This window comes from Acidaminococcales bacterium, assembly GCA_031290885.1.
Lineage (GTDB): Bacteria > Bacillota > Negativicutes > Acidaminococcales > JAISLQ01 > JAISLQ01.
In genome coordinates this window covers 94326-117792 of the sequence record JAISLQ010000006.1, presented here as the reverse complement: position 1 = coordinate 117792, position 23467 = coordinate 94326, and the positions used below count along the sequence as shown (strand labels likewise).

General features: G+C 55.7%; 28 protein-coding genes and 1 other RNA gene. 4 read left to right on the top strand and 25 right to left on the bottom strand.

Features of this window, described 5'->3' with window-relative positions:
• Positions 1-61 precede the first annotated feature (61 nt).
• From LBO03_01230 to LBO03_01215, 4 genes are read right to left on the bottom strand one after another with little or no spacing between them, the layout of a single operon-like run.
• Positions 62-610 carry a hypothetical protein gene (locus tag LBO03_01230; GenBank protein MDR3348224.1) on the bottom strand — a complete coding sequence of 183 codons (549 nt, stop codon included), beginning with the start codon at positions 608-610 and terminating at the stop codon, positions 62-64.
• Between the two features lie 23 nt (positions 611-633).
• The gene (locus LBO03_01225) at positions 634-1740 is read right to left on the bottom strand and encodes an ankyrin repeat domain-containing protein (GenBank protein MDR3348223.1); all 1107 of its coding nucleotides are present in this window, start codon (positions 1738-1740) and stop codon (positions 634-636) included.
• Positions 1724-2335 (bottom strand): exonuclease, encoded by a 612-nt coding sequence (locus LBO03_01220; protein ID MDR3348222.1) that lies wholly within the window; start codon positions 2333-2335, stop codon positions 1724-1726. The genes LBO03_01225 and LBO03_01220 overlap by 17 nt, the downstream gene beginning before the upstream one ends.
• 41 nt (positions 2336-2376) lie before the next feature.
• Positions 2377-3036: a tetratricopeptide repeat protein gene (locus LBO03_01215; protein ID MDR3348221.1), complete on the bottom strand. Its 660-nt coding sequence runs from the start codon at positions 3034-3036 to the stop codon at positions 2377-2379.
• Between the two features lie 487 nt (positions 3037-3523).
• On the opposite strand from LBO03_01215, the gene LBO03_01210 reads away from it, so the two are divergent.
• Complete coding sequence (locus LBO03_01210; GenBank protein ID MDR3348220.1) at positions 3524-4003, top strand: CarD family transcriptional regulator; 480 nt, start codon at positions 3524-3526, stop codon at positions 4001-4003.
• A gap of 401 nt (positions 4004-4404) precedes the next feature.
• Here LBO03_01210 and LBO03_01205 read toward each other — a convergent pair whose 3' ends face one another.
• From LBO03_01205 to LBO03_01175, 7 genes are all read right to left on the bottom strand, one after another.
• Positions 4405-4602, bottom strand: coding sequence for a cold-shock protein (locus LBO03_01205; GenBank protein MDR3348219.1), 198 nt, complete (start codon positions 4600-4602; stop codon positions 4405-4407).
• Between the two features lie 417 nt (positions 4603-5019).
• Positions 5020-5271, bottom strand: coding sequence for a pro-sigmaK processing inhibitor BofA family protein (locus LBO03_01200; GenBank protein ID MDR3348218.1), 252 nt, complete (start codon positions 5269-5271; stop codon positions 5020-5022).
• A 30-nt stretch (positions 5272-5301) separates the two neighbouring features.
• Positions 5302-5898 carry a recombination mediator RecR gene (gene recR / locus LBO03_01195; protein ID MDR3348217.1) on the bottom strand — a complete coding sequence of 199 codons (597 nt, stop codon included), beginning with the start codon at positions 5896-5898 and terminating at the stop codon, positions 5302-5304.
• Between the two features lie 9 nt (positions 5899-5907).
• Complete coding sequence (locus LBO03_01190) at positions 5908-6231, bottom strand: YbaB/EbfC family nucleoid-associated protein (protein ID MDR3348216.1); 324 nt, start codon at positions 6229-6231, stop codon at positions 5908-5910.
• 12 nt (positions 6232-6243) lie between these two features.
• A complete protein-coding gene (gene dnaX / locus LBO03_01185; GenBank protein ID MDR3348215.1) occupies positions 6244-7995 on the bottom strand; it encodes a DNA polymerase III subunit gamma/tau in 1752 nt (583 codons plus the stop codon).
• Positions 7996-8051: 56 nt separating this feature from the next.
• Positions 8052-8323, bottom strand: an RNA gene (gene ffs / locus LBO03_01180) — signal recognition particle sRNA large type.
• Between the two features lie 154 nt (positions 8324-8477).
• The gene (locus tag LBO03_01175; protein ID MDR3348214.1) at positions 8478-8948 is read right to left on the bottom strand and encodes a hypothetical protein; all 471 of its coding nucleotides are present in this window, start codon (positions 8946-8948) and stop codon (positions 8478-8480) included.
• 136 nt (positions 8949-9084) lie between these two features.
• On the opposite strand from LBO03_01175, the gene LBO03_01170 reads away from it, so the two are divergent.
• A complete protein-coding gene (locus LBO03_01170) occupies positions 9085-10047 on the top strand; it encodes a YitT family protein (GenBank protein ID MDR3348213.1) in 963 nt (320 codons plus the stop codon).
• Between the two features lie 60 nt (positions 10048-10107).
• Here LBO03_01170 and LBO03_01165 read toward each other — a convergent pair whose 3' ends face one another.
• Positions 10108-10818: a type 1 glutamine amidotransferase gene (locus LBO03_01165; protein MDR3348212.1), complete on the bottom strand. Its 711-nt coding sequence runs from the start codon at positions 10816-10818 to the stop codon at positions 10108-10110.
• A 61-nt stretch (positions 10819-10879) separates the two neighbouring features.
• Between LBO03_01165 and LBO03_01160 the strand changes: the two genes are divergently transcribed.
• Positions 10880-10984 (top strand): VOC family protein, encoded by a 105-nt coding sequence (locus tag LBO03_01160; GenBank protein ID MDR3348211.1) that lies wholly within the window; start codon positions 10880-10882, stop codon positions 10982-10984.
• Positions 10985-11047: 63 nt separating this feature from the next.
• The gene (locus LBO03_01155; protein MDR3348210.1) at positions 11048-11290 is read left to right on the top strand and encodes a hypothetical protein; all 243 of its coding nucleotides are present in this window, start codon (positions 11048-11050) and stop codon (positions 11288-11290) included.
• Here LBO03_01155 and pth read toward each other — a convergent pair.
• The 13 genes from pth to LBO03_01090 all read right to left on the bottom strand — a co-directional run bounded on the left by pth (position 11277) and on the right by LBO03_01090 (position 23214).
• A complete protein-coding gene (pth, locus tag LBO03_01150; GenBank protein MDR3348209.1) occupies positions 11277-11837 on the bottom strand; it encodes an aminoacyl-tRNA hydrolase in 561 nt (186 codons plus the stop codon). The genes LBO03_01155 and pth overlap by 14 nt on opposite strands.
• Before the next feature lie 20 nt (positions 11838-11857).
• The gene (locus LBO03_01145) at positions 11858-12811 is read right to left on the bottom strand and encodes a ribose-phosphate pyrophosphokinase (protein ID MDR3348208.1); all 954 of its coding nucleotides are present in this window, start codon (positions 12809-12811) and stop codon (positions 11858-11860) included.
• Between the two features lie 28 nt (positions 12812-12839).
• Positions 12840-14195: a bifunctional UDP-N-acetylglucosamine diphosphorylase/glucosamine-1-phosphate N-acetyltransferase GlmU gene (gene glmU / locus LBO03_01140; protein MDR3348207.1), complete on the bottom strand. Its 1356-nt coding sequence runs from the start codon at positions 14193-14195 to the stop codon at positions 12840-12842.
• A 52-nt stretch (positions 14196-14247) separates the two neighbouring features.
• Positions 14248-15465, bottom strand: coding sequence for a threonine ammonia-lyase (gene ilvA, locus LBO03_01135; GenBank protein MDR3348206.1), 1218 nt, complete (start codon positions 15463-15465; stop codon positions 14248-14250).
• A 50-nt stretch (positions 15466-15515) separates the two neighbouring features.
• Entirely contained in the window at positions 15516-16205 is a 690-nt protein-coding gene (locus LBO03_01130; protein ID MDR3348205.1) for a GntR family transcriptional regulator, read from the bottom strand.
• Positions 16202-17083: a 4-(cytidine 5'-diphospho)-2-C-methyl-D-erythritol kinase gene (gene ispE / locus LBO03_01125; protein MDR3348204.1), complete on the bottom strand. Its 882-nt coding sequence runs from the start codon at positions 17081-17083 to the stop codon at positions 16202-16204. Before ispE ends, LBO03_01130 begins: the two co-directional genes overlap by 4 nt.
• A gap of 276 nt (positions 17084-17359) precedes the next feature.
• Entirely contained in the window at positions 17360-18343 is a 984-nt protein-coding gene (locus tag LBO03_01120) for an MBL fold metallo-hydrolase (GenBank protein ID MDR3348203.1), read from the bottom strand.
• 6 nt (positions 18344-18349) lie between these two features.
• Positions 18350-19375: an energy-coupling factor ABC transporter permease gene (locus LBO03_01115; protein ID MDR3348202.1), complete on the bottom strand. Its 1026-nt coding sequence runs from the start codon at positions 19373-19375 to the stop codon at positions 18350-18352.
• A 143-nt stretch (positions 19376-19518) separates the two neighbouring features.
• Positions 19519-20880, bottom strand: coding sequence for an amidohydrolase family protein (locus LBO03_01110; protein ID MDR3348201.1), 1362 nt, complete (start codon positions 20878-20880; stop codon positions 19519-19521).
• Between the two features lie 347 nt (positions 20881-21227).
• Positions 21228-21515: a 50S ribosomal protein L27 gene (gene rpmA / locus LBO03_01105; protein ID MDR3348200.1), complete on the bottom strand. Its 288-nt coding sequence runs from the start codon at positions 21513-21515 to the stop codon at positions 21228-21230.
• A 5-nt stretch (positions 21516-21520) separates the two neighbouring features.
• On the bottom strand, positions 21521-21844 hold the full coding sequence (locus LBO03_01100; GenBank protein MDR3348199.1) for a ribosomal-processing cysteine protease Prp: 324 nt from the start codon (positions 21842-21844) through the stop codon (positions 21521-21523).
• The gene (gene rplU, locus LBO03_01095) at positions 21844-22155 is read right to left on the bottom strand and encodes a 50S ribosomal protein L21 (GenBank protein MDR3348198.1); all 312 of its coding nucleotides are present in this window, start codon (positions 22153-22155) and stop codon (positions 21844-21846) included. Before rplU ends, LBO03_01100 begins: the two co-directional genes overlap by 1 nt.
• A gap of 507 nt (positions 22156-22662) precedes the next feature.
• The gene (locus tag LBO03_01090; GenBank protein MDR3348197.1) at positions 22663-23214 is read right to left on the bottom strand and encodes a hypothetical protein; all 552 of its coding nucleotides are present in this window, start codon (positions 23212-23214) and stop codon (positions 22663-22665) included.
• Positions 23215-23467 lie beyond the last annotated feature (253 nt).

The window sequence follows — 23467 nt, the reverse complement described above, 5'->3', positions numbered from 1 at the left end:
AACCATCCTTTCGTCCGGCGGGCGCGGCGATGGGCCGCCGCCGTGCCGGCCGGTAAAAAGGTCATTTAAGTAATTTCAGGCTGCCCAGCATAGCGTAAAAATCATCGGCGGCGGACTGGTCGTTTGCGCCGGCGAACAGGCAAAAGCAATACTGCCGGCCGTCGGCGTAAGTTAGGGCGACAACGGCTTTGTATTCGCCGCCTTCGTCCGGACAGGTCAGGGAAACGACAAGGAAGCTGTTTGTTGCCCAAGAATCCGTCACCTGTGAATCGAGCGTGGAATTTGCGGGGAGCTTGTCTTTTATTTTAGCCAGCTTGTCCGCAAACAGACCCCTTTTTTCTTCTTCGGTCATGTTGGCGAAAGAAAAATCCGGGCGCCCGCTTTGGGCGGGGGCGGCGCTTATGGATATGAGCGTCTTGCCGCCGGGGGAAGAATCGTTTCTGTACAATTCAAGCAAAGACTTCTGGTCAAATTTGGACTTGTCGGCCACCGTCCAGTTTTCCGGCAGGGCTATTTGAAATTTGTATTGATTGTCAAAATATGTCCCGGCCCGGGCGGTGGCGCAAACAAAAAAGAGGGCAAGCAGGGCGGCCGTCAGTATCTTCTTCATTTTTCAACCTTTCTTTAAGGTCTTTATTTGATTGCTAATTTTTCGTACAGTTCGGCTTTTAATTTAACCTTGTCGCGTTTGCCGTCCGGATACGCGATAATTATTTCCAGCACTTCGACCTGGCGGGAAAAAATCCCGGCCGGAAACGCCCAAATGTTGTCCGCGGCGGTGCCCAGCGCCGAAACCAGCGCATCCGGCGTATAAAAGGTTCTGGACAAAGGCTGGTATTCGTTTTTGCCGGCTTTAAGCGTAACCCGTTCAATGTGGGGATGCCGTTCGCCCGGTTCCACCCAAAGCCAGGCTATTTCCTTGTTTTCGCGTATCTGCCGGATTGCGTCCCGGCCGGCCGGCCGGCCGCTCCTTTGCGCATAGGCGAAAGTGTAACGAAGCAATGAATAGGGCGTGACCAAAAGCGTTTTGGGCGCGGCCGTCTTGTTGAGCGCTATTTCGTTCAGCAGGTTTTGCACATAGTTAAACCCGAGCGGATAGACGAGCAGCTTGTAGGCGCTGTCCGCCGCCTCAAGCAAAAGCGCTTCGTTCCGGGCGTTTTCTTCGTCTTTTTCGTTAAGGAGGGACAGCGACGTGCGATTGGCCAGCGGCGGGTAATTTTCCAGCCGCGAATTTTTTTCGGCGCAGCCCAGAGCTGTCATCAAGCGGGCATTGTTATGGCGCCGGGCAGCCTGATAAAGAGTGTCGCCGGCAATGGTTTTTATCTGCGTCTGCGCTCCGTTTTCCAATAGCATCAGGGCCATTTCGGTGTTGTTGCGGACAATGGCGTAATAAAGCGCCGATTCCCCTTGAAGGGTGCGCTGGTTGACGTCGGCGCCGGCCTTCACCAAAATGCGCGCCAACGCGTCGTCGGAAAACAGGCAAGCCGCCATGAGCGCGCTGAAACCCGACACGCCGCTGTGGGCGTTGGGGTCGGCGCCCTGCGCCAGCATCGTCTCCACTTTTGCCGTATCGCCTTGGCTGACGGCATAAAAAAACTCGCCGTCAAGTTGTTTGTCCGCAAAAGCCGGTTTGGCCAGCCAGAAAACAGCACAAACCAGAACGGAAATTATTTTCGGCATGATGCCTTTTGCCATAAGTATTTTACGACCATCTTTTCTTTTGCTAAAATTTCCAGCCATTTTTCTTGTTAAACTCCCGTCGGTAAAAAGAATGGCTTTTCGCTTCTTCCCAACTCATTCGCAAAAGCCCCCGGCCGCGCAAGCGATGGGCGATGAGCGCGCAGGCCAGGGCATCGCAAGCGGCGTCATGATGGCGCGGCAGCGGTATTTTAAGTTCTTGGCACACCGCAGGGAGCTTGTGGCTTTTAAGGTGCGAAAGGGCGCGCCGCGCCGCTATGCAGGAACAGTACACGGAACACTCCGGCGGCGGCAGGTTTGCCGCCTCAAGACAAGCCGCCAGCACATTCACGTCAAACACGGCGTGATGCGCGACTATGTCGCGCCGCTCAAAGTATGGGCGCATGTTTTCCCACAATTCGCCAAAGACCGGTAGGTTCCACGTGGCGCGCGGAGTTATGCCGTGTATGCGGATGTTATAGGCACTGTAACTGTTGAAGGGCGGCCGGATCAGCCAATATTTTCGCTCCTCGACGGTTCCCCCGGCATTTATGACGGCAACGGACAGCGCGCAGGCGCTGGCGTACTTTTCGGTAGCAGTTTCCACGTCGAACGCGACAAGCGTATCCGGCCGGCGGCAATCGCCGCAGCTAAGCATACGGTTTTCCCCTTATAAGGCCGCTGCGGGTTGCCCGGCCGTCAGTTTCCCTCTAATTCTTTTATGCGCGCTTGCGCAAAATCACGGTAACTTTGCTTAAGATAATCCGGGGCACATTCCAAGAAAGACCTGTAGTTGTTTAGCGCTTCCTGCTTTCGTCCCAGCGCGTAGCAGGATCCCGCCCTCTGGTAATAAGACCAGTAATCCTTGGCATTTAAACTGAGCGCCCGGTCAAAATCCGCTATCGCCTCCGCGTGCTTTTCCGTCAAAAGGTAGACGTAGCCGCGCTTTTGATAAACGACGGCAAGGTTGGGATTCATACTTACCGCTTTGTCCAAATCCGCTATCGCTTCGTCATAGATGCGGCTTTCAACAAGGGCCTCCGCCCGCCAGGCGTAGTATTGGCCGTTGCTGGGATTTAGCCGTATCGCTTCGGCGAATTCACGGATGGCCTGGTGATATACGCCTAAATGCGTGTAGCTGACGCCGCGCAGAAAAAAAGCCCTGTCCAGTTTGGGATTGATTATAATGGCGTTGGTAGCGCAGCTGATGGCGTTGGCGTACCTTTCGAGGTGGATTTGACGTTCGGAGGCGGCCAGCCATTCGTCCGCGCCGCGCCCTTCCAGATCCTGTTCCGCCAGGGCGCTCCCGCCGCAAAACAAAACAAAGCAAAGCAGCATTGGCAAAATTTTTCTAAACATATCAAAGCACTCCTTCGCGGCTTGACCTTCGCCAAAGCAAAAACAGGCGCGGCACGGGATTTTCCGCCAAACGCAAGGACAAAGCCGGCCCGCGTTTTTGCGGGAAATTCAAAAAGATCGCGGCAACATCCTGATTTTGCTATTGACATTATACCAATACCGATAAAAATAGGCAAGACAGAAAAATATTGCGTTGACATTAATGATAGCAAGTGATACGATTAACTTTCTTTGACTTATTGCAATTGTTATGTTAAAATTAAAACTGTAAACGCAAAGCAGCCAATCCATAACATTCAGTTTCGGCATTGGCTTTGATTCGGACAATTTCTGACAAAATCCGCTTAATGGCCATTTGACGGCCAGCGGCAGTAGAACCCATCTTTTGCGCAATGAATTCCCGTTCAATAGATCCAGGCTCAGGCGGCGGCAAGTTTTGCCGGTATGCCGGCGTGCCGCCCGCAGGCAGCCTTGGAGGAGGAAAGTTATGCTTGCCATAGGCGACAAAGTAGTTTATCCAATGCATGGAGCCGGTATTGTCGAAGCGATTGAGGAGCGGGAAGTTCATGGTGAGAACCGCAGCTATTTTGTATTGTGCATGCTCTTTGGCGACATGAAGGTAATGATTCCGGTAAACGGGTCCGACAACGCGGGGGTAAGGCCGGTCATCGATCAGTCCGAGCTGGGAAAGGTCCGCACGGTGCTTGTTGACACCAGCGCCGAAGAGCAGCGCCACGCCAATTGGAACCGGCGCTTTAATATGTACCTGAAAAAGTTGAAAAGCGGCAACATTTTTGAAGTGGCGGATGTGGTGCGCCTGCTGGTCAATCAGGAAAAGTGCAAAAAACTTTCCACAGGCGAGCGGCGGCTTTTGAACACCGCCAAACAGATACTTCTGAGCGAGCTTATGCTTTCTTTTTCATGCGATTTGGAAAAAGCCGATATGTGGCTGCGCGAACAATTTTGAAAATATGCCGGAGGGCCGGCAATATAGCGAAACAAGGCCGGGGCGCCGGAAAAGCCCAAATGCGGCTTGCCGGAAAACAGCGCAAAGGTTCGTTTTGCCGGGGCACTTTTTCAATATGGCTCGGCAGGGTTTGTTTTTAACGATTGCAATAAAGGCGTTCCCCGAAAAGCGCATGGCGCTTTGAGGGGAATTTTTATCGGATTTGGGCGCATAACGCGGCCCGGCTTTGTTTTGCGCTTTTGCCGGCAAAAAACAAACCGCCAAAAAGTACCCGGCGGCCATTTCCCGCGAAGAAAGGTACTTTATTGGCGGTCAGGGATTCCCCGGCTTGCCGCTTTTTTGTCCGCGTTAACCGTACGGGCGCGTTTTAGCGGAAGAGGGCCGGCCTACGTCATCTTATATCAGCAGACGAACACGTTGGCCGCCTGTGGGCCGCGATCGCCGTCGACTACTTCAAACTCGACTTCCTGCCCATCGGTCAATGTCTTGAATCCTTCGCTTCGAATCGCTGAAAAGTGAACGAACACATCTCCTCCGTCATCTCTTTGAATAAAGCCGTAACCCTTTTCCGAACTGAACCATTTTACTTTTCCCCGCATACAATTAAGCCTCCTACTGAATGTTTACAGGCGCAACGAAAACGCCGGCTGTGTTGAGTATATAATACTGTTGTCGCATATGTCAACGCCCTTTGTAAAAAGAGCGCAAGAATAACGAAAATAACTGTCCCGACATCGGAAGGGGCAAACAGTTGCCGGAGGCCATATAAAGGCCGGCGCCTGGCTGACCTGGTTTTTGGCCCCACACTCGCCTGCCGGAAAGTTCGCTACTTAAGCATTTGCTCCCCACTACTAAATCTCTCGGGCGTTTCCGCCCGGCAGGTCTTACATCTAAACCGCACCATGCTCACAATTATTTTAATTGCTTACGTGGATCGTTTCGCCTGCGGCTGGCATCGATTTTCAACCACAGACCCGGGCGCCGGTCAAGATATATTATATCGCAAGTATGCCCGATTAAAAAATATATTTATAAACCAAAAGAAAAATTATCCCCGGCACGCCGAAAAAACCGGCGACAAGCGAATTGACGGCGGTTATGCCGATCGACAGGCCAAAGACCGCGCCGAATATATTGAGCAGCCAAAGCAGCGCCGCGCCCATCAGCCCGTTGTAAATAAAGCGCAGGGGCAGGGAAAATATTTTCACGACAACAAACAGAGCCGCGAGTGCCAACAATAAAACAGCCAGTTCCGACAAAAAAATCATTCCCCCGTCAATTTTTCCGGCCAGCGGCGGTTACATTTTACGCCTGTTCTCCAGCGCCAGCGACAAAGTCAGCCCGTCCGCGTATTCCAGGTCGCCGCCGGCCGGCAGTCCGTGCGCGATCCTTGTTACCTCTACGCCCAAGGGTTTAAGCAGCTTGGCGATGTAAACCGCCGTAGCGTCCCCTTCAATGTCGGAATTGGTCGCGACGATCACCTCGCGGACATCGCCGTCGTTTATCCGCCCGATCAATTCCCGCAGCTTGAGCTGTTCCGGGCTGACGCCGTCCATCGGGGACAAAACGCCGCGCAGCACGTGATACACCCCGCCGTATTTTCCGCCGCGCTCCAGCGCCGCCACGTCCTGCGGCTGCTCAACCACGCAGATTGTACGGCCGTCCCGCTCCGGCCGGCGGCAAATTTCGCACAATTCTTCGTCCGACAGGTTGAAACAGCGCGCGCAAAAGCGCGTTTCTTTTTTGGCTTCAACGAGCGCGCGCGCCAGTTCCGCGACTTCGTCCCCGCTCATGTCCATGATGTGATAGGCCAGGCGCAAAGCGGTTTTTGAGCCAACGCCCGGCAGTTTTCTTAACTGCTCGTACAGCCTGCTCAAAGATTTTATCATGCGCATGGCCCGCGCTCACAACAAGCCGGGCAGTTTCATGCCGCCGGTTATCTTGCTGATTTCCCTTTCCAGGGTTTCGTCTATTTTCCGGTGCGTTTCGTTGACGGCGGCTATTATCATGTCCTCCAGCATCTCGGCGTCGCCTTCGTTTAAGGCCGAAGGGTCGATCTTTACCTTGAGCAGCTCTTTGCCGCCGCTGGCCGTAACGCAAACCGCGCCGCCGCCGACGGCGGTTTCAAATTCGCGCGACTTTATTTCCTCCTGCATTTTCGCCATATCGGACTGCATTTTTTGCATTTTTTTTGCCATCGCCTGCATGTTGCCCATGTTGCCAAACATCGCCGCGCCCCCTCATCCATTTTTTTTGCAAAGTTTCCCGCCAAACACATCCAGCGCGTCTTTTACCGCCGCCGGCAGTTCTTCCGTTTCCGCCCGCGCAAAATCGCTGGGCGGCGGCTCCTGCTCCCCGTCCGCCAGGGCGCCTTTTATTGGCGCGCCGCCGGCAATTTCCAGCGCTGTCGGCCGCCCGGTTATGCCGGAGATTATTTCTTCCAGCAATTTAAGGTATTCATCTTTTTTCAGCTTTTGCAGAAAATGGCTGTCGCCAAATTCTACCCTGAGCCGATCGCCGGTAAATTCTGCCGCCCGGCCCTTCAAGGCGTAGGCGTACAAAGACCCTTTTTTGCGCCCAATGAGCTGGCGCAGGGTTTCCTCCCAGACGCCTTCCGCTGTTTGTTCTTGCGCCGCCGGCAAGCCCCCCGCCGTTTCTGCGGCGGCGGGCGGGGGGCTTGCCGGAGCCGTTCCCAAAGCGGCCGGCGCGGCCGCTTTGGGAACGGCAGCCTTTAACGGTGGATTTTCCCGCCCGGCTGCCGGCGCGTCCGGCGGCATCCGGGCATCTGCCGGTTTTTCAGGCGATTGGCCTGACGCGCCAGTCCATTTCCCTTCTTGAAGCATGTTTTCCAATTTTTCCAGCCGCATGGCGACATTTTCTCTTTCCAGCGTATCCTGCAGCCGACAAAGTTCCAGGAGACAAAGTTCCGCCGTTATTCTGGGCTGGAAACTAAGGCGCAGCTCGCCCGCCGCTTCGTGCAGGCGTTTGCCGGCTGCCGCGAGCTGCTCCCAGTTGAAAAGCGCCGCCAGTTCATTGAGGCTTTCCGGACTGTCGGCCAGATATATGTCGGAAAAAACCGGCGGCCTTTCTTGCCCTTGGTACAGGCTGTGCAGCATGAGCGCGCGAAAATATTCCCCCAGCTCCGCCAATAGCTGCCTTACATCGGCGCCGCCCGACAAAAGAGCCGAGAAAGCTTCAAGCGCCCGCCGCCCGTCCCGCCGCCCGACCGCCCCGGCCAGGGCGCGCAGTTCTTCGCGCCGGACCGAGCCTAAAAGCAAACGCAAAGTTTCTTCGTTTACCTCTTTTTCCGCCATTACCGCGCATTGGTCAAGCAGGCTCAAAGCATCCCGCATGCCGCCGTCCGCCTGGCCGGCGATAAGCGCCAGCGCGCCGGGCGTCGCCTTTATTCCGCTGTCTTGCAAGACCTCGTTCAGCCGCCCGATCATGTCAGGCACGCTAAGGCGCCTGAAATCGTATCTTTGGCAGCGCGACAGTATGGTGGGCGGCACTTTATGCGGCTCGGTCGTGGCCAGAATGAAAAGGACATGTTCGGGCGGCTCTTCCAATGTTTTTAAAAGCGCGTTGAAAGCCTCGCTTGTCAGCATGTGCGCCTCGTCGACGATATAGACCCGCTTGCGCCCTTCCACCGGCGAGAAGCAGATGTTTTCCTGCAAGTCGCGGATCATGTCAATGTTGCGGTTGGAAGCCGCGTTAATCTCAAACACGTCCATGGAAGCGTCTTTGTTTATGCGCTGGCAGTTCATACAGGCATTGCAGGGTTCCGGCGTCGGGCCTTCGGCGCAGTTGACCGCTTTGGCCATTATCTTGGCCGCGCTGGTCTTGCCGGTGCCGCGCGGGCCGGCAAAAAGATAAGCGTGCGCCAGGCGGTTGGACAAGAGCGCGTTGGAAATGGCCGACCGTATATGGTTTTGTCCCACCAGCGACGAGAAACCCTGCGGCCGGTATTTTCTGTATAAGGCCATATATTCCATGAGTCTTGCCTCCCGCAATCCACAAACAAAAAGGGCGTCCGCCAAAAAAGCGTTCGCCGCGCCTTTCGCTCTCCCGCCGGGCCGCGGCGCAGCCAGGTTTGCCTGCGGCGCCTGCAAAGGGCCACTTACCGCTGCTTCCTTCCGGACCTGACGGGGTTCATGGTTTTGCAACGCGCAGGGCCAGGCCGCCGCAGCCCGGCGGAAGAGCGAACCGTTGCCGGGAAAGCCCCGGGCGTCCGCCAGTCTCTCCAACAGGTTTCATATCTTCCAGCGTTTTTATTTTATTATACACCAAGGGACGCTATCCAGCAAACGCTTCTTTGCGCGGGCGTTTATCGGCGCCGCCGTTCAGCGCCCGCCTTGCGGCGGATTTTCCGCTATATTTTGCGGGAAAACCCAAGCTAAGCATGCCGTCGATTTTCTGCCGCGCCTTACGAAAAATTCCATCAGGAATTGAACGTTTCAGACAGCGGCAAAACGCCCTATGGAAAAAATTTGAGCATTTCCCCAAAAATTTTTTCCGCCTCGGGCAACAGTTCATTGTTATTAAAAAGCCAGACGGCGAAAACGCCGGCAGGCCCGGATGCCAAGCTAAACGCCGTGCCGACGATGTCGCCGAGCACGGAAAGAAAACGGAGCAGCCGCAAAAAAAGCCAGCAAATGCCCATGCCCAAAAGCAGAGCGGCAATATAATAAACGCACGCCTCCGGCGCTATTGTCACAAGGATATAAAACACCATGCCGATGGCGGCAAAGATAGACGCCACGTTGCTGATGTTGCGCAGCGACAGCAAAAAACCGCCGATAGAGCCCAGATGCTTGTTTTGCCAGGAGGAGAAACCAACGAAAAAACCGACGATAAAGCCCAAAAGCAGAATATCGTCAGGCCGTCCGGCCCAAAAAGTCTTTGCCCAATCCACGACATTGCCCCCCAAATTGCCAATTTCCGCCATGAAACAACCCCTTCCGGCCCGTCTGCGCCGCGCCGCCGCCCGGCAAAATTTAACACGGGGCCTCCTTATTTATTCAAAGATATTGTGCTATCATAAAAATACCAATAAGTTCACCAATGAACATCGGAGATGTCGGATGCTCAAAACGCAAATAACCCGCTATGCGATGATTACTTTGGGCGCCGCCCTGTGCAGCGCCGCCATAAACATTTTTTACATCCCCAACAACATGTTGAGCAGCGGCGTCGGCGGCGTTTCCATGATCTTGTACTTTACTTTGGGTTTGCCCATGAGCGCGGTCAACATCGCGGCCAACGCGCCGCTTTTTATCTTCGCCTACCGCCTGATGAACCGAAGTTATGTGCTTGCCTCGCTTTACGGCATGTTTGTTTTCGCTTTTTCGCTGGACGCTTTCCGCTTCATGTCTTACTGGCGCGCGACCGACGACCTTTTGCTCGCCGCTTTGTGCGGCGGCCTCGGCAATGGCGTCGGCGGCGCGCTTATGTACAGGGTGAACGGCGGCAGCGGCGGCACGGACATCATCAGTGCCATTTTGAATAAATTTTACGGCATAAGCTACGGCACGGTCAGTTATGCCATAAACAGCGTCATCATGGTTGTATGCGTGTTCCTTTTCGGCTTGCAGCCGGCCGCGTATACTTTCATCGCCATATATATAGCCGCGCGCGCGACCGACAAGGTTACGGCCGGCTTTGACAACAAAAAGAGCATTCTGATCGTCTCTGCCCTCAACGATGAAATCGCGTGGGACATTACCCGCGAAATCGGGCGCGGGGTTACTTTTTTGTTCGGCGAGGGCGCTTATACGGGGCAGCGGCGCAAAGTGGTTTTCGTCGTGATCAAGCTTACGCAAATCGCCAGAGTAAAAAATATCGTCTATAGACACGACCCGCAAGCTTTCATGATCGTGCAGGAGGCGACCGACGTGATGGGCAAGGGGTTTACCCTGAAAAGCGACCGTGAACTGTCGGACGAGAAAAAACGCGTCCGTTTGAAAAACATCGCGCGCATACACAAAATGCGCCTGGAGCTTGAGGCTTTGCGCAACGCGGCCAAGCATCCCCCGCGCCCGGATTAGCGCCTCGGCGCCGCTGGGTTTTCCTGAAAAGCCGCCCCTTCGGCAAGGAAAATATGATATTCAGCGCCGATGGGTTTCCCTCTCCTCCAGCGCGGTCAAAAAGGCGGACAGCCAAGCGTTGTTTTGCTCTATATATTCAGGATGGGCGAGTATCTCCCGCGCGCTTTGCACATAGGGCGATTTGGTAAGGTCGCCGGCGAATTCCGCGGTAAATTGCCTAAGCAGCAGTTCGGTTGCCTCAAGATGAAACTGAAAGCCGAAAACCCGCTCTTTGTAAACAAACGCCTGATGGGCGCAGGCCGCGCTTTCCGCCAGCAGCCGCGCGCCGTCGGGCAGTTTGCTGAACGTGTCGCCGTGCCACTCAAGAACCGTCGCCTCCGGCGGAAAACAGGCAAACAAAGGGTCATCCAGCGCTTCTTTCCGCCAGCGGACAGGCAGCCAGCCAATCTCCGGCAAAGGGTTTTTGGTCACGAGCCCGCCCGTGACGCAGGCGATCAACTGGCCGCCGAGGCAAATGCCGATAACGGCCTTCCCCGCGTCTATGGCCGCGCGCAGAAAAACTTTTTCCCGTTTGAGCCACGGATGGCGATTTTCTTCGTACACATTCATCGGCCCGCCCATGACCACCAGCCAGTCAAAATCGCTTAAAAGAGGCAGCGGCCCGTCCGCGCACAAAAGCGTACAAGACGCGTCGTGCCCCCGCCGCTTTGCCCAGTCCAAAATGCTGCCGGGAGTTTCCGCCGGGTCGTGCTGCAAACAATGAATACGCACACCAAACATCCTTTCTCGCGGGGCTTCGTGGAGGCAAAATTGATTGCCGGATGTCCCCCTTATGAAAATAGAGCGCTTAGGCCATTTTGTGCTCACAGTAAAAGACATTGAAAAAACCATGCGTTTTTACACGGACGTGCTTGGCCTGGAGCCTGTCGCCGCCTAAGGAAGGCATGCGGTAAAATTCGGCGGGCAGAAGATAAATTTTCACAGGGAAAAAGGGGAGTTTTTGCCGGCCGCCCCAAACCCCGCCTATGGCAGCGCCGATTTTTGCCGGATTGCCGACGAGCCGTTGGCAGCGGTGGAAAGCCAGTTGAAGGAAAAAGGCGTAACGCCGGAAACGGGCATTGTCCGCCGCTCTGGCGCGGCCGGGCAGATCGACAGCCTATACCTTCGCGGCCCTGACGGCAACCTGGCGGAGATCGGCTGTTATCCGCAAAAGTCAAGGCGTGCGAAGGTCAAACGCCGTTGAAACGGTTCATCGCCGCATCCGCGCCCTCCGCCAGCCAACATTCGATCGCCTCGGCCGTTTTTTGCACGGCTTCCGCCACGGCCGGCAGTTCGCTTTGGGCAAAGCCGGTCAGGACGTGCCGCAATACCGCGCCTTCATAGTCCATGGGATGGCCGATGCCGATTTTAAAACGAACGAAAGCGTCCGTCCCCAATTCCTCTATAACAGATTTTACGCCGTTATGGCCGCCGTCCCCGCCTTTTTTGCGCACGCGTATCCGGCATCCGGGAAGATCCATGTCGTCGTGGACGATGGCCGTCCCTTGCGGCCCGACTTGAAAATAATCGGCATAATGCCTGACCGCCTGGCCGCTCAAATTCATGTAGGTGGCCGGCTTGATGACCAATACCTTGCCGCCCCGGTAAACTTCGCCTACCAGGGCAAGCCGCTCGGGGCGCCAGGCGAACCCCCAGCGGGCCGCCAATTGGTCGGCGACCGCAAAGCCTATGTTGTGCCGGGAGTTTTTATATTTTTCCCCAATATTGCCCAAGCCGGCGATAAGTTTCATCAGGCAGCCCTAAAAATCTTTCACAGGTTGAACAACTGGCTCACCGACATCTCATTGTAAATGCGCAGAATAGCCTCCCCCATAATGGGCGCGACCGACAGCACCTTGATTTTTTCGCTTTGCTTGTCCGGCGTAAGGGGTATGGTGTTGGTAACGACAAGTTCTTTAATCGGCGAATTTTCTATGCGCGGCACGGCCGGATGGGTGAGCACGGCGTGCGTGCAGCAGGCGTAAACGTCCCGCGCGCCGAATTTGACCAACGCGCCCGCCGCTTCCACCAAAGAACCGGCCGTATCGACCATGTCGTCGATCATAACTGCCGTTTTGCCTTTCACGTCGCCGATTATGTTCATTACTTCCGCCACGCCCGGCGCGGGGCGCCTTTTTTCGATAATCGCGATGTCGGAATCCAGTCGGTCGGCCAAGCTTCTGGCCCTGGTCACCCCGCCCAGGTCGGGGGAGACGACAACGAAATCCTCCAGCTTTTTGGCGCGGACATAATCGGCCAAAATGGGAACGCCCAAAAGATGGTCGACCGGTATGTCAAAAAAACCTTGGATCTGCCCGGCGTGCAGGTCCATAGTTACGACCCTGGTCACGCCGGCGACGGACAGTAGGTTCGACACCAATTTGGCCGAAATCGGCTCGCGCCCCCTGGTTTTCCTGTCCTGGCGCGCGTAGGCGTAATAGGGTATCACCGCCGTTATATGTTTGGCGGAGGCGCGCTTGAACGCATCGACCATTATTAAAAGCTCCATCAGGTTTTCGTTTACCGGCTGGCTGGTCGATTGCAGGACGAAAACTTCCTTCCCGCGCACGCTTTCCTCAATCATCACCTGTATTTCGCCGTTATTGAACCTGCCGATCCGCGCCTCTCCCATCGCCGCGCCCAAATAACGCGCTATCTCCTGCGCCAGAAGCGAATTCGCCGTACCGGTGAAAATGCGCAGCCGTTTGTTGTCGTCCGCCAGCATGATAGTCTCCCTCCACAAGCTTATTTGCCTATTTTTTCCAATTGTCCATATTTTGCTGCCTGGCGCGGGCTATGCCCAAAGAGTTGGCCGGCACTTCTTTGTTGATAGTGGACCCGGCCGCCACATAACAGTTCTCCCCTAGTTCCACCGGCGCGATAAGATTCGCGTTGCAGCCAATGAAAGCGTTGTCGCCGATTTTCGTGCGATATTTTTTCTTGCCGTCATAATTCACCGTAACCGTGCCGCAGCCCATGTTCACGTTTTCTCCTACATCCGCGTCCCCCACATAAGCAAGATGCGGCAGTTTGCTGCCTTTGCCCACCCAGGAATTTTTCACCTCGACAAAATTGCCTACTTTCACGTCGTCCGCTAAGCGGGTACCCGGCCTTATATGCACAAACGGGCCGATATTCGCGTTGCGGCCAATCGCCGCGTCGTGAGCGTAAGTAAAATGCAGGACGCTGTTGTCCCCCACCTGCGCGTTGCAAAGGCGCACGTTCGGGCCGATTACGCAATCTTTGCCGATGACGGTGCCGCCTTCTATCCACGTGTTGGGGCGCACCGTTGTGTCGCGGCCGATAATTGCCGTGGCGTCTATGTAAGTCCTGTCAGGGTCAACGATGGTTACCCCCTCGTCCATCAGGCTGCAGTTGGTTTTCATCCGCAGCCATTTCTCTGCGGCCGCCAGATCCCGGCGGGAATTGATCCCCATGACGGTATCTTTGTCCGCTGCGGCAACGGCGCCCACTTTTGCGCCTTTTTCCACCAGCCGGGCGATGACGTCGGTCAGATAATATTCGCCCTGGGCGTTGTCGCAGCCGACCGTCTCCAACGCGGCAAAAAGCTCATGGCTGTCGAAACAATAAATGCCTGTATTGATTTCTTTGATCGCCATCTCCTGCATGCCGGCGTCTTTTTGCTCAACGATCTTTGCCACCCGCCCGTCCTCGCCGCGCACTATCCGCCCGTAGCCGGACGCGTCGTTCAAAACGGCGGTCAACACGGTCGCTTTGTTGCCGACTTCGCTATGATGCTCATAAAAACGCCGGAGCTCGCGGCCGTCGAGAAGCGGCGTATCGCCGCACAAAACCATGACGGTGCCGTCAAACCCGGCCAGCAGGGATTTGGTTTGCCTGACCGCGTGCCCTGTCCCCAACTGTTCCTTTTGTTCGGCCAGTTCCGCCTGGCCCTCGGCTATGGCGGCTACTTTGCCCGCGCCAAACCCTATTACCACGATCTTTCGTGCGCAGCCGGCTGTTTCCGCCGCGCCGATAACATAAGACAGCATGGGCCTGCCGGCCACGCAATGCAATACTTTCGGCAATTCGGATTTCATCCGCGTACCTTTGCCTGCCGCTAAAATAACAGCCGCCAACATTGACATTTTATTTCCCCTCCATGAATTTCTCCTAAAATATTTGGCGTTGCCTTTAAAATCAAAATACCTCCACCTTGTACCCCGCCTGGCGGAGCGAGGCCACTACCGCTTCGGCGTGTTTGGCGTCGCGGGTCTCAAGATCCATTTCCACGTTGGTATAGCCTATCGGCAGGTTTTTCCCCGCGTGTTCATGGTATATATAAACAATGTTCGCCTGATGTTCGGCGATGGTTGTAATGAATTTGCGCAATTCGCCCGGCCTGTCCACAAGATCCGTTTCCAGTTTGATCCGGCGGCCGGCCTTGATGAGGCCGTTCTCAATTATCCGGGAAACAAAGTTTATGTCGATATTGCCGCCGGAGATGACGGTGGCGGTCCTTTCGTGATGCGGCACCAAGTTGTGCAATATAGCGGCGAGCCCCACCGCGCCGGCGCCTTCCGCAACCAGTTTGCTGCGTTCCAGAAGCAAAAGGATGGTTGCGGCGATATCTTCGTCTTTAACTACAAATATATCGTCAACGTATCTTTGTATATGGCGGAAAGTTATCTCGCCCGTTTTTTTCACCGCTATGCCGTCGGCCAGGGTATGGACGCCGGGCGCTTCCACCGGGCGGCCGGCGTTGCGGGAAAGATAGGCGGAGGGCGCGCCGCTCGCCTGTACTCCATAAACTTTGACGTGCGGGGCGATTATTTTGATGGCGGCGGCAATGCCGGCGATCAAGCCGCCGCCGCCGACCGGCACGACCACCGCTTCTATATCCGGCCTCTGGCGCATCATTTCAAGCCCGATCGTCCCCTGGCCGGCGATTACCGCCATATCGTCGAAAGCGTGGACAAAACTGAGACCTTGCTCTTTTTGCAGCCGCAGCGCCTCCTCGTAGGAATCGTCGTAAACGACCCCGGCTTGGATGACTTTTGCGCCGTACCCGCGGGTAGCGGCGACTTTGGGCAAAGGAGTGTTCTCGGGCATGACAATGGTGGCCGGCACATTGGCCGCCGCCGCGCCCAGAGCCACGCCCTGGGCGTGGTTGCCAGCCGATGCCGTGATGACCCCGCAGGCGCGCCTTTCCCCATCCATCGCCTGTATGCAGTTGTAGGCACCGCGCACCTTAAACGACCCCGTCCGTTGGAGGTTTTCCAATTTCAGGTAAACGCCCGAGCCTGACATTAAACTGAAGGTGTTGTTGTATTCAAGCGGGGTACATTTTATAACGCCGCCCAGCCGTTCGGCCGCCGCCTTTATATCGCCAAGCGCAACGAAATCCTGTGCTTTCATCAAATCACTTCCTTAAAAATAGCCGCTTTGGCGTTTTGCCGCCGAATCCGTCAGCTGTTCGCGCGCGCCGCCTCAATCGCTTTCAAAAGCGTCCGCTCGGCGTTGCGCATGTGTTCCAAAGCCCTTTGTTTTGCCAGCTCCGGCTCGCGCATGGCGATGCTTTCCACCAAAAGTTCATGTTCCAGCATAGTGTCTTTTATTCTGTCCTGATAATTCATGGAGGTTACGCGCAGCCTGGTGAGCTGGTCGCGCAGGTTGTTGATGATGCCCACCAGTCGGTCGTTTTTGCCCGCCTTGTACAAAACCTCGTGAAACGCCCAGTCGTATTCGCCGATTTTTTCCATATCGCCATGCTCGACCACTTCTTTTATGATTCCCAGGCGCTGGCGCAAAAGCGCAAGCTCATCGCCGGTTATGCGCTCGGCGGCCAGGCCGGCGGCCAAAACATCAAGCGCGATCCTTATTTCATATACATCTACGACATCTTTGATGGAAATATTGGCGACATACGCGCCGCGCCGCGGCAGCATGTCGATAAATCCTTCCTGTTCCAGTTTGCGGATCGCTTCCCTGATGGGGGTCCGGCTTACGCCAAGCTCTTCCGCCAGCTGTATCTCCATCAGGCGTTCCCCCGGTTTCAGCACCCCCCCGATGATCGCCGTGCGCAAAGATTCGCAGACTATTTCCCGGAGCGGGCGATAGGTATTGAGATCGACCGGCCGCAAACGATATTTGGTCATGCTTTTTCACGCCCTCCTGTTTTTGTAACCCATACCCGCGCCTTTGTTTTGTCTTTAACGGCGGCGGCGGCTCTTTCGGCCGTTTCCCTATCCGGCGCCAGAGCGAACACCGCCGGCCCGCTGCCTGACATGGCGCTTGCTGCGCCCGCGTCAATAAGCGTATGTTTTAACCGCTCAACTTCCGGGAACATCTTAAATGTGACAGACTCCAGCACATTGCAAAGCTGCCCGGCCAGAAGCTCCCGATCGCCCAGCGCCAGGGCCTTGGCGGCCAATTCCGTATCGGGCCGCCTGCCGGCGGCTGCCGGCGCGTAATTGGCGTATACCGCGCTTGTCGCCACCGCAAAATCCGGGCAAGCCAGGACAACCGCAAAATCCGGGCAATCCGGCAGAGGGGCGACAATCTCGCCGCGCCCGGACGCCAGCGCGCTGCCGCCGCGCAAACAGAAAGGTACGTCCGATCCGAGACTGGCCGCGATCGCCTCCAGCCGCGCATCGCACCAGCGCAGGTTCCACAGGCGGTCAATCCCCCGCAGGACGGCGGCGGCGTCGGCACTGCCGCCGGCCAGCCCGGCGGCGACCGGAATGCGCTTGACGATTTTTATCGTGAGCGCCGGCGACCTCCCGGCGGCTGCGGCCATAAGGCGCGCCGCGCCAAAAGCTATATTGCCCTCTCCGCCCGGCAAATCCGCCCCTTCCACGCTGACCGACAGCGGGCCGTCCGTTGCGCCGATCTCGATGCTGTCGGACAGGGCGAGCGACTGCATGATCGTCTTTATTTCATGATACCCGTCCGGCCGCTTTCCCAACACGTCGAGCGTCAGGTTGATTTTGGCGCGGGCGGTTTCCGTAACGGTCAAAAATGGCAAAAAAATCACCCTTTGGGAAGGACTCCGAGCCATTGGCCGGATTTTTGTATTGTTTTGACAATTCGCATTTATATTTTATACTGCCTTATCCATATTCGCAACATATTTTCTGGGGCAAGCGCCCAATTAATGCCGCGAGTGCATTGCAAAATGAAATGCCGCAGATAAAAACCACAGGGCAAAGCGCCATCATTTAGTCTGAGGAAACGACAATGAGGGGAGCGCAAGCCTGTGGCAGAGAAAGAGCATGACGGAAAGCGGCGCGGCAAAGGCGTTGATGGCGGATTATTCCGTCCGGCGGCTTGCTTTGTACAGCAATATGCCGTTTTCGTCCCGGCGCTCTATTTGCCCGCGCCGGCACAGGTGTTCCAAATGCGCCATCGCTTCCCCGGCGGCGAACCATTTTTGCGCCTTGGGAAAATCTTCCCACGATTTTGCCTTTATCTCCCAAGTCATCCTGCCCGCCGTAGCGGCCACGCTCTTTTCGCCGCCTTGCAAGATGTCCTTTATTTCCGCCAGCCGCTTTTCGTGATGGGCCATCAGCTGGCCTATCCGCCGGCCGTGGTCTTTCAGCAAAGCCCGGTGGCCGGTCAGCAGAAACTTCACGGGCAGCCGCCTGATTTTGTCCAAGGTATCGAAATACACCTGAAGTATGTCATGCTCAAAACCCCAGAAAGTAATGGTGGGGGTAATTTTCTCCAATATCAAATCGCCGCAAAACAGCAACCCATGTCCCGCTTCGTAAAGGGCTATGTGACCAAGGGTGTGCCCGGGCGTCAACAAAACCTGGAAATTGTAGCCGCCTTTTTTTAATGTTTCGCCCGCCGATAAAGTCCGATAATCGTTTATGTCGCCAGGCCGGAATCTGTAGCCGGGATGGTCGCCGATTTCCAGGCCGTATTTTTCCAGATCGTACACGTGCGCCAATTTTGCCATTTTGTCCCAATAGCGCGGGTCATTGAGGGCAACGATGCTTGGCGACTCCAATTCCCCCATCATTATGCGGGCGCCTCTTTCCTGCAATTCATGAATCAGCCCGCAATGATCGGAATGAAGATGAGTAATCAAAACGTCGGTTTGCCCTATGTCTATGGACAGTTCCTCCAGCCCGGCCAGAAAGCACTCGCGGCATTCCGGGCGGTTGAACCCGGTGTCGATGACCAAGGGGCGCTCGCCGTCTTTTATGATGTAACTGTTGAGATATTTCAGCGGGCTGTTGGGCAGGGTTATTTCGTTCAGATAAATATTTTCGTATATTTCACTAAGCATTGCGTTTTAAGTTTCCATGCTGGCGCCGCGCTTTTTGCGGTAACCTGCAAGGGCCGCTTTGCCAAGCAAAAAAGCCGCCGCGAAGGACAGGGCGACTCCGGCCAGCCCAGCCGCCGCAGACGCGATGGCCGCCGTCGCGCCGCCTTCTTCCTCGGCGTCCGCCAAAGTATAATCGGGAAAAACGGAAAACTTCTCCTGCGCCTGCGCCAGGGAATCGTATATGCCGCCCGCGGGCGTTTCTAACTCTTCCTGGCCGCTGGCGCGCAGGAGCGACCACTCCAGACCGTCCGGATAACTTGAGGCAAAAAGGGACAGCCCGCCCGCGGCAACCGCTGCCGCCAAAATGAAGAAGGCAAAAAGCGAGCGCAAAGAATAACTGTTTTTCAAATCAGCCTGTTCGCCGATATTTATGAGTTCCGGCCGCTGGCTGAAAACATACATAATGACCGCGGCGGTGATGAAACCTTCCACAATGCCGATCGCCAAGTGTATCGGCTGCATGAGCAAGAGAAACAAGCCCGTCGGCAATTGCGTGACGCCGGAGAGGGTAACTTCGGCCACGACGCCCAAGGCCCCGATCTGCAGGCCGATGGCCGACGCGCACACGGACGCGCGGCAGATGCTTTTGCCTGTGGGCCTTTCAGTCAAAAGCCGTTTGTAAATCAGGGGGTAGGCTATATAGCAAGGGATCGCGCCCATGTTGAAAATATTGCAGCCCAAGGCCAGAAGGCCGCCGTCCGCGAAAAATAGTGCCTGTACGGTCAAGATAGAGGCAATAGTCAAGAACGCCGCGTGCCTTCCGAGCAAGGCGGCCAACAATATGCTGCCGACCAAATGCCCGCTGGAGCCGGTAGCGGGGATGGTAAAATTTATCATCTGCGCGGCAAAAACAAAAGCGCCTACCGCGCCCATGAGCGGCGCCTTGCGCTCGTCGCCCAAGCCCCCGGTTTTTTTCGCCGAATACGCCACAAGCCCCGCCGACGCGGCCCACATTGCCGCTCCCACCGCCGGTGAAATCAAAGCATCCGCCATGTGCAATATGATCATCTCCCCATAACTTTTAGCGCGAACCGGCCTGCGGCAAAAGCCGAACTGCACATAAAACAGCGCCTAAGCAAGTCCCGTTCGCAGTTAGATTTTAACACAGCCCGGGCAATAAGGAAACCTACGCGGTTTTAAAATATGATAGGGCGTCCGGCCCTAATGTTTTTCAATTGGCCGTTTTCGAGCGCCAACGACCCATTGACAAACACATATCCGATGCCTTCCGGCGGGGCGTCCGGTTGCTTTTCCGGCAGAAAGCCCGCCCGGTCCGCCATCCGCGCCAAGTCAAAAGTCACAATATCGGCGTCACAGCCTGCGCGCAAACGTCCTTTTGTTTTCAGCCCCAGCGTTTGAGCCGGCAAAAGGGTCGCTTTGCGTACGGCTTCCTCAACCGTCAAAAAATTTTTTTCGACGACCATCTTGCGGAAATAACGCGGGAAACTGCCCGCAATCTGTGGATGGCCTTCGCCCGGCAGGTAGCGTCCCGTATCGGTAGACGGCATGCACCAGGGATGCCGGAGGGCGGCGTATATTTCCGACTCGACGCCGGTAAAGACGACGACCGAGGTATGCGCTCCGGGATTGCCGGCCGCGCGCAGCCGGTCGTAAAGTTCCGGGTCGAGCCGCCGCCCTTTGTAAGGGCCGGTTATTACCAATATGTCGCTGAAATCCCATTGGTTTTCCCGCAAATAGTCGCGGTCGAAAAGCACGGCCTGCAGGCCGGTGGCCCATTGGGTATACATGCCGCTGTCCAGCCGGACGTCGATGCCTTCCCCGCGCGCCCGGTCTATGGCGGAGAGAGCCTCCTCCACCAGGCCGTCGCCGTACTGATAGACAAAGTGCGATATCTGGACGCGCGCCCCGGTATTTTTGGCGAGCAGCAAAACTTCCACCAGCGAATACAGATCCAGCGGCGTGCGCATACGGGTGTCGACGCTGACGATCCGGCCGTATTTGGCCGCGATTTCGGCGAGGGAATATATTTCCTCGTCGGAGGAACCGGGGGCGTAGGCCAGGCCTATGGACAGGCCGCACGCGCCTTCGGCAAAGGCGGTTTGCGCCAGTTCCTTCATCTTTTCGATCTCTTTCCGGCCGGCCGCCATCAAGGGCTCTATCCCGCCCAAATGCGCGCGCAGGCTGTAGGTCATGCCAAAAAGCTCCGCTTGGTTTATCGGCAAAGGATCGGATTGCTGCCGGGCAAAGAAATCCGCCATTAAAAGCGGGCCGCTGCCGCAATTGCCGCCGACGGTAGTGGTGATGCCCTGGCGCAGGGACAACTCAGCGGAATAAAAATTGCCATCTATATGGCCGTGAATGTCAATAAAACCTGGCGCCACCAATTGCCCCGCCGCGTCAAAAGTATCTTTCCCGGATAGCTTTTCCCTGCTGACGGCGGCGATCCGGCCGCCGGTTATCCCGATGTTTTTGCGCTCGCTTGTCATGGCCTCCGGGTCAACCAATATTCCATTCTCGATTACCGCGTCAAAAAACATAATCTGCTTTCCGGCCCTAATGACGGCTGAATTTGAAAAATTCCTTTTGCGCCTTGAAATAGGCCATGCGTCTGTTTTTGTCAAATAAAATAGCTTTTGCTGCTATCAGATTAAAACCGTACCGTCTTTGCGGCCAATTTACCGCCCCGCTTTGTCCTGAAGCCTCGCCGAACGTAGGGGGGTCGCCTGTGTTTTGCGCCGCGCAGGACGCTAAATTGCCCCGCGAATCTTAAAGCGTGGTTTAGTCTTTGAACAGTATTAAATAGGGGCAATGTAAAAGGCGGCAAATCTTTGCGCTAACGTAAAGATTCGCCGCCCGTTTTCCCGCAATGCACTATGCATAGAACTTATGATTGTTCTGACGCATAGACACTGATTTGCCGGTCAAAGCGTCCGCGGCGCTCGAACGCGACTTTGCCCGCTATCTTCGCGAACAGGGTGTGGTCGCGGCCAATCCCGACATTGAAGCCAGGATAAAAACGGGTGCCGCGCTGGCGCACAAGTATGCTGCCGGCGGTAACGACCTGGCCGGCGTGCCTTTTTACGCCCAGGCGCTTGGATTGGCTGTCGCGCCCGTTGCGCGAACTGCTGACCCCTTTTTTATGCGCGAACAGTTGCAGATTAAATCTAAACATGGCACTTACCTCCGATATTCCGCCAGTTCCAGGCTGTTTTTGTATGTTCCGGCTATTTCCGTCAAGCCCAAAAGCATTGTTTCCAAAATAGCGTCCGTTTTGTCGTTCGGGGCGTCTTTTAAGGCAAAAGACAACAAGGCCGGCCGCCGGCTGACTTTGTATTCAAGCCGCGCCCCGGCGCAGCGCCCCAAGCCTAAAAGAGCGGTTTCCGTAAGCGCGGACACGGCCGCGCAAACAATGTCCTTGCCTTTTTCGTCCGTACCGGCGTGGCCGGTAACTTCGCAGGCCGTTATCCGGCCATTGCTGCGCCGGATTTTTATTTTTATCATCAAGCCTCAATTTTTTCGATTTCGATTTTGGTAAAAAGCTGCCTGTGCCCTTGGCGACGGCGATAATTGGATTTGGCCTTATATTTGAAAACAAGTATTTTCTTGTCTTTGCCTTGTTCCAGCACTTTCGCCTTGACGCTTGCCCCTTCCAATAAAGGCTGGCCGATCTTGACCCCTGAATCGTCCGCGCAGAAAAGCACTTGGTCGAAGACGACAGTTTCGCCTTCGGCGGCTTCCAGTTTTTCCACCGAAATGGCGTCGCCTTCGCTGACTTTGTATTGTTTGCCGCCTGTTTTGATAATCGCGTACATTGGGTGTTCACACCTCCTTAAAACATAGACTCGCCGGATACGGCACCGCTCAAGGCGGTTTGGGGGCGCACATTCGCGGCTTGGCAGCCGCAGGCGCGCAATCATGGCCTCTCCGTGCGGTTAAACAATACGGCCGCAAAAGCCGCATCGTCCAAAAAAGATTGGGTACAAAACTAATGCCCAATAAGTTCGCGCCCAAACAATATATCATTTATTGACTTTTTTGTCAAACGCCAACACACAAAAATCAATTTTCAAAAAGAGCGGGGAAGACAAGGCGCAATGAGAACATGAGAGAAGAAAGAGGGCTAAACATCCACATCCTGAAGCAGGTGGGCTAGCGCATAAATGCGCGCCGGTTGAAAGCCGGCACAAGGGCGCAATCCTCGGAAAGAACACTTGCTCAAAGCAAGCTGGAACTGACGGGAACTCATTTTTCGAATGGTTTCGCGCAAAATTCATAAAATCCGCGCCGAAAGGCGGCGGGCCCAGACCGCGCGGCAGAAGTTAAATCACTCTGATGACAAACCGAAAATTATCGTCGTATTCGCCGGGCCTGACCTTGCTGCTTTGCTCGGCGCTGCCGTTAAGGGAATAGGTGGCGGACATATAGGCTACGCCGCTTTTCAATCCCTCGGGCGTATGCAGGTAAAAATAGATGTAGTTCCAGTTGCGGCGGGCTTTGGCGTCCTTTTCGACAATGTCCCCGGCAATCCGCGCAAATTCCGCTTCGCTGGGGGTGTTCTTTTCGACCAGTATGTTATAGGTCAGGCTGCAGGCAAGGCCCCGGCGCCACGCCCGTACTTCCCGCTCGCTGGGCGCGTTCACCGACCGGATTTCGTATTTTATCAGGTCGGCTGGCTCAAATTGGATCTTCGGCGGCCGGATCTTTTCTTCAACGAAAGGGGCGGCGGCCAAGCCCGCCGCCGCCAAAAGACCGCAAAAGGCCATGCCGGCGCAAAATCCCTTCCACAAAGCGTTTTTTTTGCGCACCAAATAAAAAGCCGCAACGGCGCAAATCAAGGTGCCAAAAAAACCGGCGTTGATCAAAGGCTGCATAAATTACTCCTAACATTCTCGCAAAACTTCAGGGGATCTCTGGCAATCTCCTGTGGCGGCGGGCAACCTTGCCCTCTGAACGGGCATCTCAACGTTCGCCGTCCGCCCGCGGCCGGCAACGCGCTTTGAAGCGAAGCCGCCGCAAAGGGCCGCCGGGTGCTATGGACATTCTTGGCGCGCCCGGCATTTGCTCTCGCGCCCATTCGCCTGCTGCCCGGAAAATGTCCGGCAAAGCGTCGCCATGGATTTATCG